Genomic DNA, 16,874 nt, shown 5'->3' on the forward strand with positions numbered 1-16,874 from the left:
CCCAACACCGACCCTGACACTGTCCCCCGATTCACAGATTCAGGAAGGACAGATACACCACTCCACCGGACTTGACCGTTTTATCTCGTGAACGACTTTATGAAGACCGGGGTGGAATCACGCTTCTAGGTCTCGTCAGGTGTGACTGCTAGCGTTAGTGCTGGTTCACAATCACACCCCACTACTTGTGGTGGAGTGTGGGCGTGACTTCCTCGTCGGTGCGCGGTAAGGCCCGCGCGTGACGTGGGCTGTCCCGCGCGTCCCTTTTTCAGGCGAGCGGACAACCCTACGACGTAAAAGGGAGGTAGACAATGGGCAAACACTCATTGGATACACCCGGTCGCAAAAGAAAAGACCTTGACGCCACGAAGCTTAGCCGGCTCGATGTGGCAATCAAGGTCATAACACTTGCGACCGTAACAGTGAAGCTCATTACGGTGATGCTTCACGTGGGTCTTTAGGCCCGAGGGTCTCAACCGAGTAGCAGTCGGTTGGGGCCCTTTTATTGTGCAGCAGCAATTCAAAGGTGAACTGTGCTGTCGTGTTTTAGGCTAATGCGCGCGCGGGGGTTTCGCAATACTCTCACGCTGGGACGCTCGCCATTCCTCCCTTGCTACAGGTAAGACTCCCTTGCTACAGGTAAGAGTTGTGCAGTCGTGTGATGCCGTCTTATATACAGACGTCACCCCCTGCCGTATGGCTAAACTATGGAAAATATATGTTTCCGAGCATGTAGCACTACCTGCAGCTTTTATCTTTTGGTTAAATCGTCACCCCTCCCGATTTCTGGATAAAACAATCGCGACCACGATCAATGCCGCGCCGACCATTAGCTCGTCACTATGCACACTCAGCCATGAGCAGCTGGCGGCAATGGACGCTATTAATGCGATGAATACCAGCCCGGCTTTCGGTAAAGTGAAGCGTCTTAGGCAGAGTTCAACCCTTCCTTAGCTGAGGTAGGAACTAAACCCCGGACGCTTCATCCCCCTAGGCGTGTTCCGTTTAGGTTAGGTCGGAAACGAGAAAAGGGCATCAAGGGCGGATTTCAATAACTCCTTGTGGCGGGATTCTGAATCCAAATCTCCCTGACACTCTCAAGGCGTCACAACTCCATAGTTAAGAGCTACTTAACCCTTATGTACCCTTTTTGATAGATGCACCAATTTGGCCACAGTACCCGCATGAGTACTGTGGCCAAGTTTTGGAAGACAGTTTAGCAAGATCCTATCACTTTTTATCAAGTGATTAATAAACTGCTAGCTCCACTTAAAACACCGATCATGCCGCTGCTCGACGAAAGACTATATGGTTATTGGGCCAGAAAAAGTAGCAGATGGCTAGGAACGCCACGACTATTCGCCCAACCAAGCTAGGGAAGAAAGCTGTAATAGCTATCGTTGCAGCAAAGAGGAAAATGGAACGCACACGATGCATCCAAGGAGATACCGCTTTTTCACCCATGATCATGGAAATACCAAAAAGGATTACTCCCAATATTGAATAGAGCCACAAATATCCAGAATTGAAAAAGTGCTCAACTCCATGTTTCTCAATAATATCCGAGGGGAATATAGTGACAAAAGCCCACAGAGATTCTGGAAAGCGAATAAACTTTGGATCTTTATCCGTCCGCATTAGTCATCCTCAATCTCTGCGGTAATTGGCGGAAATCCCCACTTAGAGTACCAGGTAATACCTTTACCCTGCGCGACCGCCCCTGTGATTTTAGTAGCGAGATCGACAAAGTAAGTTGCCCCAAGAAGGCCGGCAGCGCCAGAAATAGCAGCTCCGATCGGCCCGCCTGCTACAGCACCCCAAGCAAAGAATGCCGCCTCAAGAGCAGCTGGCCCTTCCATTGCCGCTGCGGTAAGAGTTGCAGCCGTCCCAACCGTCAAATCGCTATTTGATATGTGGCCGAGCTTGTGATCATATGTAGTGACAATTTTTGGCTCGTTTTCCTTGTGCTGAACAATGCTTTCATCCTCAGCAAGCACTGAGTGAAAAAAACTGACATCTTTGTCTTCGAAACCATAATCACTACGAAGCTGATCATCGTTGAGATCGGACTTGAGGTTACCCTCATCGTCGTAATCAATATGTTCACCGACGTTACTAATTAGCTCAAGCTGCTTCTTCTCTTCAGGAGTGATCTCCTTAAGAGACCTATCAAATTGCTCTTCAAACCAAACAGGAGTTTTCTCTGCTTGTTCAACCGTTTCGGCAGAAGCTGCGGGGGCAATACCTGCAGTGATTAGAGACACAACTGTCAGAAGTGCGACTCGATTCATGATAGAACCTTTCTGTATCGATAGGCGGAACAAATCTAGGATACACGCCATCCTGACATCCCGCTTCTCGGATGAGCCGCATCCTACAGCATGTGGAATACTCTCGCTGGTGGAATGAGAATTGCGGGATTCCCGATGTTTCATAAATGAGAGTTCTCGCCTGTGATAGGTTCAATCAAAATGATATTCGCGAATTGCTCCGAGTAGCCAACACGGCTTTGAGCCATTCAATAAGCCCGAACCCGGTAGCTCCAGGGGCAAGCTCGAAGGTGCTGCGCCGGACGAAGGAGCCATCGGCGGGGACTGCTCGAACAGCCACCAGGTTTTCCCGTCGGTGAGGATTCCGTTGTAGCGGGAACCATCTTGGCTCATGCGGGTAGTGACGTAGCCAGCGAGTTGGTTGATGTAGTCCGCGTCGGCGCTCTCGTTGGTGAGCCGCTTTTTTACTTCGATGACAGTGGCTCCGGTGGCGATGTCGATTCGTCGGTGAGAACCATCACCGATCTGCTCTTCCAACCGTGGGGTATCCAGGTCGAAGTCGGCGGTAGTCAGCAGGGTCTTGATGTCGGACTGAATGTCAGCTTCAGTGCGCTCAGTGGCGTCTGGGGACGCCAGGCGAGTGATCAGGGATTGTGGTGTGGTCATGGCTTTCTAAGGTGGGTAGGTAAGTCTTAGTTGTTGATTCTTTCACAACGCACCCGTAACAAGGGCTGGTTGGTGGCAACCAAATCTTTGATTTGGGCGGCAGCCCAACGAGCCGCAAGGCGAGGCGGGAGTATAAACCATAACCCACAATATGACGGTTCTGTTGGTTGATCGGCTGGGGATATAGATCTACAGGGATATAGTTATAAGCCACCTGGGAAAATAGGTAAACCCCTGTGTATAACTAGCAAGATGATGGCAGATCAGCGCAAAGTGCTTTCAGGTAAAAAGAAAGCGCGCCGGAGGGCGCTAGTCTTCTGTGTTCTGTCTAGTCGAGTTCTGGACGAGACGGCCGCTGTCGGACTGAGGTGACTGTCTTGATCAACGTGACACCGGTCAGTATTGGAGGTAATTCCAGCGTTAGGCCACACACAGAATGTCATGAATGGCTTTCTTGATGTCGTTGCGAAAGTTTCTTCGCTCTACCGCAGTAGTCCATTTTGTCGAAAAGTTCTCGGCGATCATATCCGAGGTGAAGGTGTAGGCTTCCCGATTGTTTTAGCGGTACTGTTGCAAAGTTGGGCGGAGAGCAGCGAAGACTCAGTTTCTCATTCCCTGACGGCCGCTGCGTGTGGGCGTTGTTAGGCCGTCTCGAAGACCTGGTTGACGATCACCGCGTCCGGGTTCGGTTGCCCGTAGGCAAACATCGTGCCTTGCCCTTTCCGCAATGAGTGCATCGCCTCCATCCCTTTCAACGTCCGATATGCAGATATCCGGTTCTTAAACGCGCCTTTTGGCCCGAGGATCCGCTTCAGCCGACCATGGTCGCCTTCCAGGATGTTGTTGAGGTATTTCACCTGCCGGTGTTCCACTGTTGGCGGGCAGATTCCCTCTGACTTCAACTCGGCGATTGCCCTGGCTAGGGAGGATGCTTTATCGGCGTTGATCACTCTGGGATACCCGGCTGACGCATTGGATCTGACGGCCTTGGCCAGGAAACACTTCGCTGCGGCCACGTTCCGATTCGAAGAGAGGTAAAACTCCAAGGTCTGGCCACCGGCGGTGATCGCCCGATAGAGGTAGCACCACCTGCCGCCGACCCGAGAGTGTCAGGAAGTTTGTGTGTGAGGCTCTGATCTAGAAGGAGTTTCACCGATAATGACTACTGTGTCACCGAAGAAAAACCATGACCCGGCGAGGGTCAACGACATCAGTGAGAAGCTGATGGAAAATCCTTAAGCTCGCCAGCTTGATCAGCGAGCTGTCGGCTTCTGCTGATGACGCCAGCGAGCTGGTCAAAGGCCTGTTGCAGGCTTCGATTAACGCTGGTCTCCAGGCAGAGATGGATGCGCATTTGGGCTATAGCCATTCCGACCGCAAGACGAAAGCCCAGGTTGGCCCCGCCCAAGGAAGCAATCACCGCAACGGGTCGTACAGCAAGACCGTCAATTCTGGATACGGCGCGGTGGAAGTAACTGTGCCCAGGGATCGTGCCGGCACGTTTACTCCCCGCATGGTGCCCAAGGGCGCACGCAGGCTCACAGAACTCGACGACATGATCGTCTCGCTCTACGCCGGCGGGATGACAGTGCGCGATATTTGCCATCATCTCGCGACCACCCTTGGGGTGAATATGAGCCCGGATACGATCAGCACCATTACCGACGCGGTCTTGGAAGAGGTCATGATCTGGCACAACCGCCAGTGAGATGAGTTCTACCCGGTGATCTTCCTCGACGCCCTACGCGTGAAAATTCGCGATGGCCACCGCGTGGTCAATAAGGCTTGCTACATGGCGGTTGGTGTCGACATAGACGGCATCAAGCACATCCTGGGATTGTGGATCGCTGATAATGAAGGCGCTGCATTGTGGGCATCGGTGTGCGCAGATCTGGCCAACCGCGGGGTCCAGGACGTGTTCATCGTGTGCTGCGACGGGCTTGAAAGGCCTGCCAGAAGCCGTGGAGGCAACCTGGCCGAATTCCATGGTGCAGACCTGCATTGTGCACCTGATTCGAGCTGCGAACCGGTGGGTGTCTTATCAGGACCGCAAATCTGTCTCCCGCGCGCTGCGTGAGGTCTACACAGCCACTAACGAGGAGACACCGCACGCGCCAACCTGGATGCTTTCGAGTCCAGTGAACTTGGTCGGAAATACCCCCAGTCGGTCAAAGTCTGGCGCGACGCCTGGGAGCGGTTCGTGCCGCTTTTTGCAGTTCCCGCCTGCGGCCAGGCGAGTGCTCTACACCACCAATTCGATCGAGTCACTCAACGCCCAACTGCGTAAAGCTACCCGTAACAGGGGCCAATTCCCGAACGATACCGCAGCGCTGAAGACGCTGTGGCTGATGATCTGCAATATCGAAGACAAGCGTGCTGCCCAGCGGGCGAAGAAAGCCAAGCGCAACATTGAGTGCAACGGCTATATTGAAGGAGCGAAAGCCACCGGGTGGAAACAAGCCATCAACCAACTAGCCGTGGCCTTTCCCGACCGATTCGCGGATTACTTGTAAACCAAGCCCCCGCACACAAAGAATCGGACACTCTCCCGTGGGACACAATTTACCAGCGAGCAGCTCTGGGAGGTGTGCCGCAATTTGGGCATTGCTCAATCCGTGGGGCGTACCGGAGTGTGTTTCGATAACGCGATGGCTGAGTCGTTCTGGTCGACGCTTAAGACCGAGTTCTACGACCGGAAGCGCTGGGCCACCCGCGATGCTGCGCGTCAGGCTGTGGCTTGCTGGATTGAAGTGGTCTACAACCGTCGACGTCGGCACTCCGCCCTCGGGATGGTCAGCCCCGTCGATTTCGAGAACCACACCAGCCTAACCACCAGCAGAAAAGAATTAGCTGCCTAACCACTAGGTAGCTCTACTACGTGTCCACGATTTGCGGGCAACCCTAACGCCCACACCGCGCACTAGGACGACACACCCCACACCACAGCTACACCACCGGCACAAAAGCCAGCCCCAACGACAATCCCACACAAGAATGGCGCACCAGAAAAGACATCGTCTGGGACAACGGCAAAGTCACCGTCCGCTACGCCGGCAAACTCTTCCACCTAGGCATCGGGCGCGCATTCAAGAAACAAAAAATCCTCATGGTCATCGCCGACAACCACATCATCACATCACTAGCTGCGACCGGAGAAATCATCACCGAGAACTACATCGACACAGCCCGCGACTACCAAAAGCCCTACTGGAAAAAAGGCGACCCACCCCTAGACCCAAAACACGAAAAACCGGCACCCCAGAACAAAAACGACTAAGATGCCGGTTTGTCAACGATGTCGCGACTGACCTGTCAAGCATGTCGCGACTCATGACAATGGCGGAGGATGTGGGATTTGAACCCACGAGGGGCGTGAACCCCGCACGCGTTCCAGGCGTGTGACATAGGCCGCTAGTCGAATCCTCCGAGAAGAAACATTAGCAGCCGTGGCAATTAGAATGCCAATCGCCTGGTCAGACGTAATTTCTGGGCAATTATTGGGCTTCGGTGGGGCAGGGTGGCGCGCTTACCGTACTGCTGCCGCTTACCGATGCCGCCCGCAGCCTCCGTATCGCTCCGAGAGACGCGTATTTGGCTAATGTGGCCCGCGGGCGTTAGAGTAAAGGCAGGATTCCGCGTGGCGTCCATCCTCTGAACTCCCCCAGGGCAGGAATGCAGCAAGGGTCAGGAGGCTCTGACGGGTGCGCGGGGTCCCTTTTTTATGCAGGGTGCGTTAGTATTGGTGGCTAAACGTCGCACCACACTACGGAAGGTAGACATACTAATGTCGCTTCTTACTCTGGAATCATCCGCCTTGGCAGAACTTGCCGCGAAAGTCCGCGAAGAATACGCGGACCTGAAAGCAAAGGGTCTCAAGCTGGATCTGACCCGTGGCAAGCCGTCGAAGGCGCAGCTCGATCTCTCCAATGCGCTGTTGTCGCTGCCAGGTGAGGGAAACTACACCGATTCTGAAGGCGCTGACCTGCGCAACTACGGCAACCTGAAGGGCGTGAAGAAGCTGCGCGAGCTGTGGGGCGAGCTTACCAATATTGACCCAGAGCTCTTGCTGGCCGGCGATAGCTCCTCGCTCAACATCATGTTCGACCTCATTTCTTGGGCCTATACCTTCGGCACCAATGATTCGCCGCGCCCGTGGAGCGAGGAAGAAAACGTCAAGTGGATCTGCCCCGTGCCTGGCTATGACCGCCACTTCGCCATCACGGAACTCTTCGGCTTCGAGTTGGTGACGGTGCCGATGGAAGACGACGGCCCAGATGTCGAGGCCATCGCGAAGCTCACCCAAGACCCGCAGGTCAAGGGTATGTGGCTCATCCCCATGTTCTCCAACCCCACCGGCGCGATCATTTCGGAGGACAAGACCCGCCGCCTGGCGGAAATGGACACCGCGGCGCCCGATTTCCGCATTGTGTGGGATAACGCCTATGCAGTACACACGCTGACAGAGGAGTTTCCGGAAATCTTGCCGGTTCTGGACATCGCCAAGCAGGGCGGGCACCCCAACCGCTTCTGGGCCATGTCCTCGAGCTCCAAGGTCACCTTCGCGGGCTCTGGCGTGAGCTTTTTCGGGTCCTCGGCAGAGAACCTGGATTGGTACCTGGCGCACGCGGGCATCCGCGGCATTGGACCGAATAAGATTAACCAGTTCGCCCACGCCGAGTTCTTCGGCTCCGCGGACGGCGTGCGCGAGCTGATGCGCAGCCACGCCGAGCTGCTGGCGCCGAAATTCGCTGCCGCGCGCCGCATCCTGGATGAGCGCCTGGGCGAGTATGGGGTCGCGGAATGGACCGACCCGGAGGGCGGTTACTTCATCTCCATGGACGTCGTCGACGGCACCGCCACCCGCGTGTGGGAGCTGGCCAAGGACGCCGGCATCGTGCTCACCAAGGCGGGCGCGGCCTACCCGCACGGCCGCGATGAGAATGACCGCAATATCCGCCTGGCGGTTTCGCTGCCGCCGCAGGAGGAAATCGAGGAAGCCATCGACGGCGTCGCCACCTGCGTGCTCTTGGCAGCTATCGAAAAGGCGGAGGGCTAAAATCAACGCCGACGAATCCGCCGTGTGGCTTAGCGAGGTCATCCCGGCTCCGCTGGAGTTCCGATACGTCGACGGGCGCAGGTTGGGTTTAGCCACGCTTGCCGATGCCCAATCCCTCGCCCTCACCACCACCTTCAACGACGTCGATACCGGCCTGCGCAGCGATGCCGAAGGCCTAGATGTGCGCTGCGAACTCGTCACTGTAGCGCGCGTGGGCCAGCCCGAAGTCGCCGCCGCCGTGGGGGCTGCGGCCGCGAAGCTGGAGAAGGCGGGCGGCCTCTTGCCCGCGCAACCCGGTGTCTTGCTGCCGTCACTTTTGGATCTCCCCGGCGAGCAGACCGTGCACCACGGGCTGCTCATCGCCCCGTACCTCTGGGGCGGGCAGACGCCGCAATACCGCGAGGAGAACCGCCTGACGCTCGTGCTGCAGCTGGTCATGCTGACGGATGCGGAATATGCGTTTGGGGTGGAAGAGGGCGTCGGCAAGCTGCAGGAAGCCGTGGCCGAGCAGGGCATTGACCTGCTGGACTGGTCGCGCGAGGGTTAGCCGGTAAACTGGCTAACCGTGGCTTTATACCGGAAATACCGTCCAGCAACGTTTGCCGAGGTCGTGGGGCAAGAGCAGGTCACCACGCCGCTATCTGCCGCCCTCGACGCGGGGCGCATCAACCACGCCTACCTCTTTTCCGGCCCGCGCGGCTGCGGTAAGACGTCTTCGGCGCGGATTATGGCCCGCTCGCTCAACTGCGAGCACGGGCCCACCTCGACGCCGTGCGGCAAGTGCGATTCGTGTGTGTCGCTCGCGCCCGGCGGCCCGGGCAACCTGGACGTGACGGAGCTCGACGCTGCCTCGCACAATGGCGTGGAGGACATGCGCGAGCTGCGCGACCGCGCCTACTATGCGCCGGCGGAATCGCGCTACCGCATCTTCATTATCGACGAGGCGCATATGATTTCCCCGTCCGGCGCCAATGCGCTGCTCAAGGTGGTTGAAGAGCCGCCCGAGCACGTGATTTTCATCTTTGCGACGACGGAGCCGGAAAAGATCATCGGCACCATTCGCTCCCGTACGCACCACTATCCCTTCCGCCTGCTTACCCCGCCCGCGATGAAGGGGCTGCTGCAAAAGACCGTGGCTTCCGAGGGCGTGCAGGTCGAAGACGCCGTTTATCCCATGGTCATCGAGGCCGGCGGTGGTTCCCCGCGCGATACCCTGTCGCTGCTGGACCAGCTTTTGGCCGGCGCGGGTCCCGATGGCTTGACCTATGACCTCGCGCGCCCGCTGCTGGGCGTTACGGACGTCACGCTTCTCGATGACACCATCGCCACCCTCGCCGAGAACGACAAGGCCGGCCTTTTCGCACAGATCGACAACGTCATCGAGGCCGGCCACGACCCGCGCCGGTTTGCGGTGGATCTGCTCGACCGTTTGCGCGACCTGATGATCCTGCAGGCCGTGCCGGGGGCCATCGATGCCGGCCTGGTTTCCGCGCCCACCGACCGCGCCGAGGTGCTCACCTCCCAAGCGCAGCGTTTTTCCGGCCCGCAGCTGACTTATCTTGCCTCGACGGTCAATGACCGCATCAGCGATCTGACAGGGGCCACCTCACCGCGCCTGTTGCTCGAGATCATGTGCGCCCACTTGCTCATTGGTACCTCGTCCGGCGCGGCCCCGAGCGCGGCGCCGAGTGCCGCCCTTGGTGCGGCATCCGCAGCCCAGCCTGCCCAACCCAGCGGCGCCCCGCAATCCGCACAAGCTGGCCAGCCCAACCATGCTGGCCAGCCCAACCATGCTGGCCATGGCGGACAGTCTGCACAATCGGCTCAGGCGGCACCTGCTGCGGGAAACGGGCCAGCCTTTTCGGGCGCCCAAGATCCGCAGTCGGCAGCGGCCGCCATCATCGCGCGGCGCCGTGCAAAGTCCCAGGCGCCGCAAAACCAGGCCGGGTCGAGCTCCGATGCACCGTCGGCACCGCAGCAACAACAAAACCAGACCGCCGCGGGCACCGGCGCACCGGCTCCGGCACCGGAATCGACATCACCGTCAGCACTGTCATCGCCGTCTCAGCCTGAGCAGACACCTGAGCAACCGGAGGCAACGGCGCAGCATTCGCGGGCCGGACATGAGGACGCAGCGCAGTCTGCGCAGGCCACCCCGGCTGAGCAATCGGCGCAGCCGGCAGGGGATGGGAATGAGGAGCGATCTGTCTCACGGCCTGCGCAACCGAGCGCAGAATATATGCAGCCGGGGCAGCAGTCCGCGGATTCGCAGTCTAGCGATGTGCCTGAAAAGGACGCTTCGGCTACCGCGGCAGGCGGCGACGTAGAAACTGACGGTAGCGCGAATCCATGGGGCCAGGAGCGCCAGGTTCCGCAGAATGCGCCAGCCCGCGGCAACGGCCAAGCGGAACCACTGGAGAAACCGGTGCCGGCAGCGCCAGCACAGTCGGAGGGACAGCAACAAGCCCATGCAGAACAACAGCAGCCGCAGGGCCAGTCTCAGGCAGGGCAGGCGCAGGGGGCATCGGCAAGCGGCGATGACGGTGACTTCGTGGAGGCAGTGAAGAGGAAATGGGTGGAGCTGAGGGGGAGTGTCGGCAAGCGGAATAAGGTCGCTGAAATCATGCTTGCCGAAGCCCGCGTGCTCGGGTTCCGCGATAACACGCTGACGCTGGGGCATACCACAGGTGCGCTGGCAGAACGCATCAATGCGCCGGCGAATAATTCCGTCATCGTGGACGTGCTACGGGAAGAATTCCAACGCGATATTCAGGTCAACTGCGTGGTGGGCACGGACCCAAAGACCGCCGGGTTCGATGCGCCGCGGGCGCCGCAAAGCAAACCCGAATGGAACCCCAACGCGCCCGAACGCGAGCCGAGCGACGACAAGGAGGCGGAGAGTAAGCCCGGGTGGCGCTCGCGCATCGCCAAGGCAACCGAGGTGGCGAAGCAACGCGACGACGAATTCGCGCGCACGCCGCAATTTAGCAACGGGGTGCCGCTGCCGCCCGAGCCAGAACCGGAAGGCAGCCCCGCGGACGAACCGCCGCCGGAAGAACCGCCGGCCTATACGCGCGATGACGAAGAACGCGACATGGTCGAAGCCGCGCAGTCCGCAGGCGAAATGGACCACCGCAGCGCCACCGAGATAGCGATGGAGCTCGTGGAAAAGGAACTAGGCGCACGCCGTGTATAGGACTGTGGCACGGTAGACTCGGGCGGTAGCAAAACTACAGTGGATTTATTGAGAAAGGACGAAAACTATGGCTGAACAAGATTCCACCCCACAACCCAACGACATGAACGACCTCATCGCGCAGGCAGCGCAGGTGCAGGCCGAGCTGCAGAAGGCGCAGGAAGAAATCCTGGCCACCAATGTTGAGGGAAGCGCGGGCAATGGCCTGGTTAAGGTGACCATGACCGGTGGCGCCGAGCTGGTAGACCTGCAGATTGATAAGTCCGTGGTTGACCCCGAGGACATCGATACGCTGCAGGACCTGGTGATGGGCGCGTTTAAGGATGCCCACGCCGCTGCGGGCAAGCTGGCACAGGAAAAGATTGGTCCCCTGTCGCAGGGTATGGGCGGCCAGGGTGGACCGTCGATGGATGACATGTTCGGCGGCAATTTCTAGCTGCGCGATATTCTAAAAAGGCCGTTGCCCTGGTAGTGGGGCCGCGGCCTTGATGTAATTTTGGGAGTTGTGGTGTTTGAAGGACCTCTGCAGGACCTCATTGATGAGTTTTCGCGACTGCCGGGCATCGGCCCGAAGTCGGCGCAGCGTATCGCGTTTCATGTGTTGCACATGGAACCGGAGGATATTGAGCGCCTGCAAAATGCCTTAGGCGGCGTGCGCGACGGCGTTACTTTCTGCCGCATTTGTTGCAATATTTCGCGCGAGGATGTGTGCCGGATTTGCATCAATTCGCAGCGCGATGCCTCCACCATTTGCGTCGTGGAGGAGCCGAAGGACATCCAGGTCATCGAGCGTACGGGTGAGTACGAGGGGCGCTACCATGTGCTTGGCGGTGCGCTGGACCCGCTGGCCAATGTTGGGCCGAAGGATTTGAATATTTCCACGCTCCTCCAGCGGCTGGGCGGGGTGCTGCCGGATAGGGAGTTGGCGGATTCCACGCCAGAGGCCCCGCTTTACGACGACACCCCCACCATCCGCGAGGTCATCCTCGCCACAGATCCGAATACGGAGGGCGAGGCCACCGCGGCATACCTGGTGCGGTTATTGCGGGATTTTCCCGATTTAAAGATCACTAGATTGGCCTCCGGCATGCCGCTCGGAGGCGATTTGGAGTTCGTGGACGAGCTCACCTTGTCCCGTGCGCTTTCGGGGCGCTTGACTATCTAGGTGTCCGCAGCACCGGCCCGGGACTTTTGGTTTCTTGGGGTTTAGGGCACGTTGGCGGTGGGCCCGCGTGGCGCGCGGCCAGTAAAGACTGGGGGAGGCGCATTCGGCTCCGGTGGCGAGGCCGAGTGCGGCCGTGCAGCGGAACCCGGAGGGTCTGATGACGGGGCGGGGCGGCCCGCGTGGCGCGGATGCGGCGGCAGCCAGGCGATGCGCCCGTTGATGCGCGCCATCCGCCCCCGCCCCGGAAGGCCGTTGATGGAATTGTGGTACGGGCACAAAAGGCACATATTCGCCGGGTGGGTGTGGCCGCCGCGGGCGTATTCGAAGATGTGGTGGGCTTGGCATTCGGCGGCGGGGCGTCTGCAAGCGGGCCAGGCGCAGCGCGCGCCTTCGGCCTCGAGCATGCGGCGCTGCTTGGCGGAGGCGTGACGGGCACGGTAGAGGTTGACGGGGCCTTCCGCGGGGTGGATGAGGGTAAAAAGCCCGGCGCCGGCGAGCGTGCGACGGAGGAGATCAGCGCCGGTGATGGTGGCACCGTTGGTCATGGCGAGGCGGACTTCTGAGCCCTCGCCGCGCAGGATTTTCAGGTAATCCGGCAGCTCGATGATGACATTGGTGGTCACGCTGGCCGGCGCGACGGCACGGGAGCCGGTGAGCCAGGCGAGGGGATTATCCTTCGCGGTGGCCCAGATATCGGCCATTTCGGCGGCGGGGCCGGTAAAGCTCAGCGTGGTTTTCTCGCCGTGCAGGATGCGGCGCCCGCCGTCTTCGCGCTCGGGCGGTGGGGCGATTTCGCGCAGCAGGCGTGTGGCGGCGCGGGACACTTCGGCGGTGGTCCCGGCGGTAGCGCACAGGGTTTCGCGGAAGCGCCAGCGCTCGGTGGGATTTTTCACGCGCCGGGAACGGCGGGCGATGAGCGCGAGCGTGGCCAGGCTGTGCTGGTTGCGGCGCGCGGCGGCCAGCGCGCGGCGCTGATAGCGCGAGTGGCTGGTAGGTGCGAGGAAAGCCTCGGCGGTGCGGCGCAGCTCGCGCGCGTGGTCCGCAGGCAGGGGCAGGTCAGCGGCGGCGTAGGCCTCTTCAATCAGGTCTACGCCGCGCTTGGCGATGTCCCCCAGCTGCTCCAATAACGTCATGCCCCGCAGCCTAGGGTTGGGGCCTGGGAGCTACAAGGCGGCCGCGCCCGGCCTGTGGATAACTCGGCTCTTTTTGGCTGTGAGGGCCGCGAATTGGCGAAGTTATCCACAGGCTTAGCGCTGGGAGCGCGGTGGCTCGGCGGCGTTGAAGCGCTCGGTGCGCAGGCGGTCGACGGCGGGGATATCCAGCGGATCGAGATCGGCGAGCGGGACACCCATGGCTTGGGCGAGGAGCAGATCCGCGAGCTGCGGGTTGCGGGCCAGGGCGGGGCCGTGCATATAGGTGGCGATGACGCTGCCCTGCACGGCGCCTTCGTAGGTGCGTTGGGTGGAGCCGTCGGCGAGGTCTGCGGTGGCGGCTTGGTCGGCGTTGCCATTGCCGCGGGTGAGGGTTCCCAGCGGTTGGGCGGACGGGCCGAGGATGGTCGCGCCCAAGTGGTTTTCGAAGCCGGTGAGCGGCTCGGTGAGATCTGCGGTCACGCCGGCGCCGGTAGGGGTGGAAGATACCTCGCCGATGGCGCGGTCTTGCATGCCGGCGGTGGTGGCATCGATAAGCCCGACGCCATCGATAACCCGGCCGGAAGCGCGGAAGGACTCGCCCAGGACCTGCAAGCCGGCGCAAATGGCCAAGATGGGGCGGCCGGACGTGGCGGCGCGGGTTAGCCCGCCATCGGCAATGAGGTGTTCTGCGGCTAGAATCTGCGCGGTGTCTTCGCCGCCGCCGATGGTATAAATATCCAGCGTCTCGGGCACGGGTTCGCCCAGCCGGATGGGGTGAATCTCGGCGTCGAGGCCGCGCATGCGGGCGCGCTGGCGCAGCACGAGGGCGTTGCCGTCATCGCCGTAGGTGCCGAGGACATCGGGAAGCACTAGGCCGATATTAAGCATTATTAGCCTCCTTGGACAGGGCCTTTTTCAGATCGCGGAAGGCGGTGTAATTGGCAAGGACCTCGATGCGGCCCTCGGGGCAGGCGGCGAGCGCATCCATGGGATCCGGGATGAGCTCGTGGGTGATATCCGCGTAGACGAGGCGGACGGCAAGGTCGGTTCCGCGCTCGCCGGCGGCCTTGACGCTGAGCCCATTAAAGCCCTCGAATTTCACGTCCCAGAGCCAGGACATGTCGATGCCATCGGCAACCTGCCCGTTCGTGGCGATGACCAGGCCATCGGCGCTGCGGTCCACCATGGACAGGGCCTCTTGCCAGCCGGCGGGGTTCTTGGCCAGCAGCAGGCGAATCTCGCGGCCCTTCCAGTGGATGGTGGAATATCGGCCGGCGACGTCATCGATGCTTTCTGCCGCGGCAATAGCGCGATCCAAGTCCACGCCGAAGCCCTCGACAGCCGCGGCGATGGCTTGGGCGGCATTACCGCGGTTGGCACGGCCCGGCAGCGCCAGGTTCAGCGGGCGCTTTGCGGTGGGGGTAATAACGCCATGCTTGTCGATGCCCCACGTCGGCTGCGGGCGGCGGAACTCGCGGCCATCGGCAAGCGGCTTTACTGCGTACCAGTCATCTTCGGTGCGCACGACGTGGCCGCCGGTGCGCGGGCAGGTGACGGAATCGCCGAGCCAGCCGGCGCCGGCAGAAACCCAGATGACGTTCTTGGCGTCGTAGGCGACCGACGTCATGAGCACGTCATCGCAATTGGCGATGACCAACATGTCCGGGTGGGCCTCCACGGCGCCGCGGAGAGCGCGCTCGATCTTGTTGATCTCGCCGACGCGGTCGAGCTGATCGCGGGTGAGGTTGAGCAGCACAAGCGCCTGCGGGTTGAGGTTATCGGCGACGTGCGGCACGTGCAGCTCGTCGACCTCGAGGACGAGGTGTGAGGCGTCCTTGCCCGCCATGAGCGCGGAGATGATGCCGGCGTCCATGTTATCGCCGCCGTCATTGGTGGCGACCTGGTGTTCGGCGCGGACCGCGGCGGCGAGCATGCGGGTGGTGGTGGACTTGCCGTTGGTGCCGGTGACCAGCACGGCCGGGCGCCCGCCGCCCAGGTTGGTCATGATGGAGGGGTCAATGGCATTGGCGATAAGGCCGCCGATCATTCCGCCGGCGCCCCGGCCGGTGGCGCGGGAAGCGGTGGTGGCCAGCTTCGCGGCGGATGTCGCGGCGGTGGTGCGCAACTTCTTCAAGGCACCCGGGACTGAAAAACTCATGCCCTCTAGGGTAGTCGGGGAAGCGGCCTAGGCGTTGTTCTTGGGCGCCGAGCCGCCAGAATTTCGCCGCCCCCGGCCGCGCCCGCCGCGCCTGCGCCGCCGTTTCTGGCTCTTGCTCTGGTTATTCCCGCCGCTCTTTTGCGGGGGCTGGCGCCGCGCCGGCGGCTGGGCTGTGGTGGGGTCTTCGATGCGGGTGAGGGCATCGAGAAACGCGGCATCAGACATCAGCGGGATGCCCTTGCGCTGGGCGTGCATGGCCTTGCCCACGAGATCCGTGGTGACATTGCACACGACAAGCGATGCCTCGCGGGTGAGCTTTTCCGAATAGTTCAGCTCCTCGCGCATGAGGGCGGAGATAATCGTATCCGGGTCCTCCAGGATTTCGGGGGCCACGACGATTTCCATGCCGCGGCGCAGCTCCTTGCCGGGCTCGTATTTGCCGGGGTTGTGGTGCTGCACGGGGGCTTCGGCGGCATCGACGCGCACGTGCGAGCGTTGCAGGCCAAAGCGGTCGGCGCGGATATCGTCTGGGGCATAGCTGCGCACCGGGCCGCGCTGTTGGTGCTGGTAGAGCTGGATGAGCAGCTCCGTCTCCTCGCGCGAGGTCTCCTGCTCTGGACGCCGGGCGCGTTCCACCGTCGCCTTAGGATCAGCATCCAAGCCATTCTGCTTAGCGACGCCCCTCAGCCGCACATCATTCGACCGCACGCCCTGCGCATACGAGGTGGCCAAGGTATCGATGATGCGCACGGGCGCGGGCATGTGGCCCACCTTTTGGCGGCGGCGCTTGCCTTTATTGCGACCGCGGTTGCGCGCGCGGTTTTGACGTGCGGCGGTCATCATGGCGCGGCGGGCCTCGGCGACGATAAAGCCCCAGGTATAGGGGATATCGTGAACGACGAGGGTGCGGCCATCGATAAGCTTATCCAGCGATTTGAGGACTCTGCTAAAGGCGGGCGCCTGCTCGATATCCGCGATGGTCAGCCCGTGGAGGTGGTGTGGGCCAGCATCGATATCCGGCTTGAGCACGGCGTGGAAGCGCTGGCCAATATCGCCGGCGTTATCAAAGGCCACCGCATCGATGGTGACGATGCGGCCGGTCGATGGGTGGATGCCCGTGGTCTGCAGCGTGAGGGCCACGTAGGGGTGCTTGGTGACGGTCTCGGTTTTGTCCGGCTGCTTTTGCGGTGCGCTGTCCGCGCTGGATGCGGACGGAGCAGCTGAAGCAGC

14 protein-coding genes, 1 tRNA gene, 1 other RNA gene and 4 pseudogenes are annotated in these 16,874 nt (G+C 60.7%); 11 read left to right on the forward strand and 9 right to left on the reverse strand.

The window, feature by feature from the left end; all coding sequences use genetic code 11:
- Positions 1 to 696 precede the first annotated feature (696 nt).
- Positions 697 to 954: a hypothetical protein gene (locus ABRP88_RS08815; RefSeq protein ID WP_239275893.1), complete on the forward strand. Its 258-nt coding sequence runs from the start codon at positions 697 to 699 to the stop codon at positions 952 to 954.
- Between the two features lie 327 nt (positions 955 to 1,281).
- On the opposite strand, the gene ABRP88_RS08820 is transcribed toward ABRP88_RS08815, so the two are convergent.
- The 4 genes and pseudogenes from ABRP88_RS08820 to ABRP88_RS08835 form a co-directional block, all read right to left on the reverse strand.
- Positions 1,282 to 1,638: a hypothetical protein gene (locus ABRP88_RS08820; RefSeq protein WP_239268985.1), complete on the reverse strand. Its 357-nt coding sequence runs from the start codon at positions 1,636 to 1,638 to the stop codon at positions 1,282 to 1,284.
- Complete coding sequence (locus ABRP88_RS08825; RefSeq protein WP_349836973.1) at positions 1,638 to 2,291, reverse strand: hypothetical protein; 654 nt, start codon at positions 2,289 to 2,291, stop codon at positions 1,638 to 1,640. The genes ABRP88_RS08820 and ABRP88_RS08825 overlap by 1 nt, the downstream gene beginning before the upstream one ends.
- Positions 2,292 to 2,462: 171 nt before the next feature.
- Positions 2,463 to 2,936 carry a PDDEXK family nuclease gene (locus ABRP88_RS08830; RefSeq protein ID WP_284819721.1) on the reverse strand — a complete coding sequence of 158 codons (474 nt, stop codon included), beginning with the start codon at positions 2,934 to 2,936 and terminating at the stop codon, positions 2,463 to 2,465.
- Positions 2,937 to 3,577: 641 nt separating this feature from the next.
- Positions 3,578 to 4,039 (reverse strand): annotated as a pseudogene (locus ABRP88_RS08835) (IS6 family transposase); the annotation flags it as partial.
- Between the two features lie 203 nt (positions 4,040 to 4,242).
- Here ABRP88_RS08835 and ABRP88_RS08840 point away from each other — a divergent pair.
- The 4 genes and pseudogenes from ABRP88_RS08840 to ABRP88_RS08855 all read left to right on the forward strand — a co-directional run.
- Positions 4,243 to 5,013, forward strand: a pseudogene (locus ABRP88_RS08840) (IS256 family transposase).
- Complete coding sequence (locus tag ABRP88_RS08845) at positions 4,922 to 5,449, forward strand: transposase (protein ID WP_349836974.1); 528 nt, start codon at positions 4,922 to 4,924, stop codon at positions 5,447 to 5,449. The pseudogene ABRP88_RS08840 and the gene ABRP88_RS08845 overlap by 92 nt, the downstream one beginning before the upstream one ends.
- 36 nt (positions 5,450 to 5,485) lie before the next feature.
- A pseudogene (locus ABRP88_RS08850) lies at positions 5,486 to 5,749 on the forward strand (integrase core domain-containing protein); the annotation flags it as partial.
- Positions 5,750 to 5,841: 92 nt separating this feature from the next.
- Positions 5,842 to 6,213, forward strand: a pseudogene (locus ABRP88_RS08855) (hypothetical protein); the annotation flags it as partial.
- A gap of 60 nt (positions 6,214 to 6,273) precedes the next feature.
- On the opposite strand, the gene ABRP88_RS08860 reads toward ABRP88_RS08855, so the two are convergent.
- Positions 6,274 to 6,362: transfer RNA gene (locus ABRP88_RS08860), tRNA-Ser, on the reverse strand.
- 198 nt (positions 6,363 to 6,560) lie between these two features.
- On the opposite strand from ABRP88_RS08860, the gene ffs reads away from it, so the two are divergent.
- The 6 genes from ffs (at position 6,561) to ABRP88_RS08890 (ending at position 12,353) form a co-directional block, all read left to right on the forward strand.
- Positions 6,561 to 6,657: signal recognition particle sRNA small type (gene ffs / locus ABRP88_RS08865), an RNA gene on the forward strand.
- A 63-nt stretch (positions 6,658 to 6,720) separates the two neighbouring features.
- On the forward strand, positions 6,721 to 7,992 hold the full coding sequence (locus tag ABRP88_RS08870) for an aspartate aminotransferase type Ic (RefSeq protein ID WP_349836975.1): 1,272 nt from the start codon (positions 6,721 to 6,723) through the stop codon (positions 7,990 to 7,992).
- Positions 7,993 to 8,014: 22 nt separating this feature from the next.
- Positions 8,015 to 8,539, forward strand: coding sequence for a hypothetical protein (locus ABRP88_RS08875; protein ID WP_284864743.1), 525 nt, complete (start codon positions 8,015 to 8,017; stop codon positions 8,537 to 8,539).
- Between the two features lie 18 nt (positions 8,540 to 8,557).
- Positions 8,558 to 11,188, forward strand: coding sequence for a DNA polymerase III subunit gamma and tau (locus ABRP88_RS08880; RefSeq protein WP_349836976.1), 2,631 nt, complete (start codon positions 8,558 to 8,560; stop codon positions 11,186 to 11,188).
- Between the two features lie 67 nt (positions 11,189 to 11,255).
- Positions 11,256 to 11,624 carry a YbaB/EbfC family nucleoid-associated protein gene (locus ABRP88_RS08885; RefSeq protein ID WP_005276451.1) on the forward strand — a complete coding sequence of 123 codons (369 nt, stop codon included), beginning with the start codon at positions 11,256 to 11,258 and terminating at the stop codon, positions 11,622 to 11,624.
- 72 nt (positions 11,625 to 11,696) lie between these two features.
- Positions 11,697 to 12,353, forward strand: coding sequence for a recombination mediator RecR (locus ABRP88_RS08890; RefSeq protein ID WP_023029977.1), 657 nt, complete (start codon positions 11,697 to 11,699; stop codon positions 12,351 to 12,353).
- A 41-nt stretch (positions 12,354 to 12,394) separates the two neighbouring features.
- Here ABRP88_RS08890 and ABRP88_RS08895 read toward each other — a convergent pair whose 3' ends face one another.
- The 4 genes from ABRP88_RS08895 to ABRP88_RS08910 all read right to left on the reverse strand — a co-directional run bounded on the left by ABRP88_RS08895 (position 12,395) and on the right by ABRP88_RS08910 (position 16,784).
- A complete protein-coding gene (locus tag ABRP88_RS08895; protein WP_349836977.1) occupies positions 12,395 to 13,486 on the reverse strand; it encodes an HNH endonuclease signature motif containing protein in 1,092 nt (363 codons plus the stop codon).
- 114 nt (positions 13,487 to 13,600) lie between these two features.
- Positions 13,601 to 14,374: a type 1 glutamine amidotransferase gene (locus ABRP88_RS08900; protein ID WP_284612742.1), complete on the reverse strand. Its 774-nt coding sequence runs from the start codon at positions 14,372 to 14,374 to the stop codon at positions 13,601 to 13,603.
- The gene (locus ABRP88_RS08905; RefSeq protein WP_005280819.1) at positions 14,367 to 15,644 is read right to left on the reverse strand and encodes a Mur ligase family protein; all 1,278 of its coding nucleotides are present in this window, start codon (positions 15,642 to 15,644) and stop codon (positions 14,367 to 14,369) included. The genes ABRP88_RS08900 and ABRP88_RS08905 overlap by 8 nt, the downstream gene beginning before the upstream one ends.
- A 27-nt stretch (positions 15,645 to 15,671) precedes the next feature.
- Positions 15,672 to 16,784 carry an exonuclease domain-containing protein gene (locus tag ABRP88_RS08910; RefSeq protein ID WP_502879892.1) on the reverse strand — a complete coding sequence of 371 codons (1,113 nt, stop codon included), beginning with the start codon at positions 16,782 to 16,784 and terminating at the stop codon, positions 15,672 to 15,674.
- Between the last annotated feature and the right edge of the window lie 90 nt (positions 16,785 to 16,874).

This window comes from Corynebacterium sp. KPL2734, assembly GCF_040225595.1.
GTDB lineage: Bacteria > Actinomycetota > Actinomycetes > Mycobacteriales > Mycobacteriaceae > Corynebacterium > Corynebacterium rhinophilum.

Bases quoted from the DNA above. Each gene is read 5' to 3' on its own strand.
- ABRP88_RS08830 (WP_284819721.1), bottom strand. From the start codon at position 2,936: ATGACCACACCACAATCCCTGATCACTCGCCTGGCGTCCCCAGACGCC.
- ABRP88_RS08870 (WP_349836975.1), top strand. From the start codon at position 6,721: ATGTCGCTTCTTACTCTGGAATCATCCGCCTTGGCAGAACTTGCCGCG.
- ABRP88_RS08825 (WP_349836973.1), bottom strand. From the start codon at position 2,291: ATGAATCGAGTCGCACTTCTGACAGTTGTGTCTCTAATCACTGCAGGT.
- ABRP88_RS08885 (WP_005276451.1), top strand. From the start codon at position 11,256: ATGGCTGAACAAGATTCCACCCCACAACCCAACGACATGAACGACCTC.
- ABRP88_RS08845 (WP_349836974.1), top strand. From the start codon at position 4,922: ATGGTGCAGACCTGCATTGTGCACCTGATTCGAGCTGCGAACCGGTGG.
- ABRP88_RS08820 (WP_239268985.1), bottom strand. From the start codon at position 1,638: ATGCGGACGGATAAAGATCCAAAGTTTATTCGCTTTCCAGAATCTCTG.
- ABRP88_RS08905 (WP_005280819.1), bottom strand. From the start codon at position 15,644: ATGAGTTTTTCAGTCCCGGGTGCCTTGAAGAAGTTGCGCACCACCGCC.
- ABRP88_RS08900 (WP_284612742.1), bottom strand. From the start codon at position 14,374: ATGCTTAATATCGGCCTAGTGCTTCCCGATGTCCTCGGCACCTACGGC.
- ABRP88_RS08895 (WP_349836977.1), bottom strand. From the start codon at position 13,486: ATGACGTTATTGGAGCAGCTGGGGGACATCGCCAAGCGCGGCGTAGAC.
- ABRP88_RS08815 (WP_239275893.1), top strand. From the start codon at position 697: ATGGCTAAACTATGGAAAATATATGTTTCCGAGCATGTAGCACTACCT.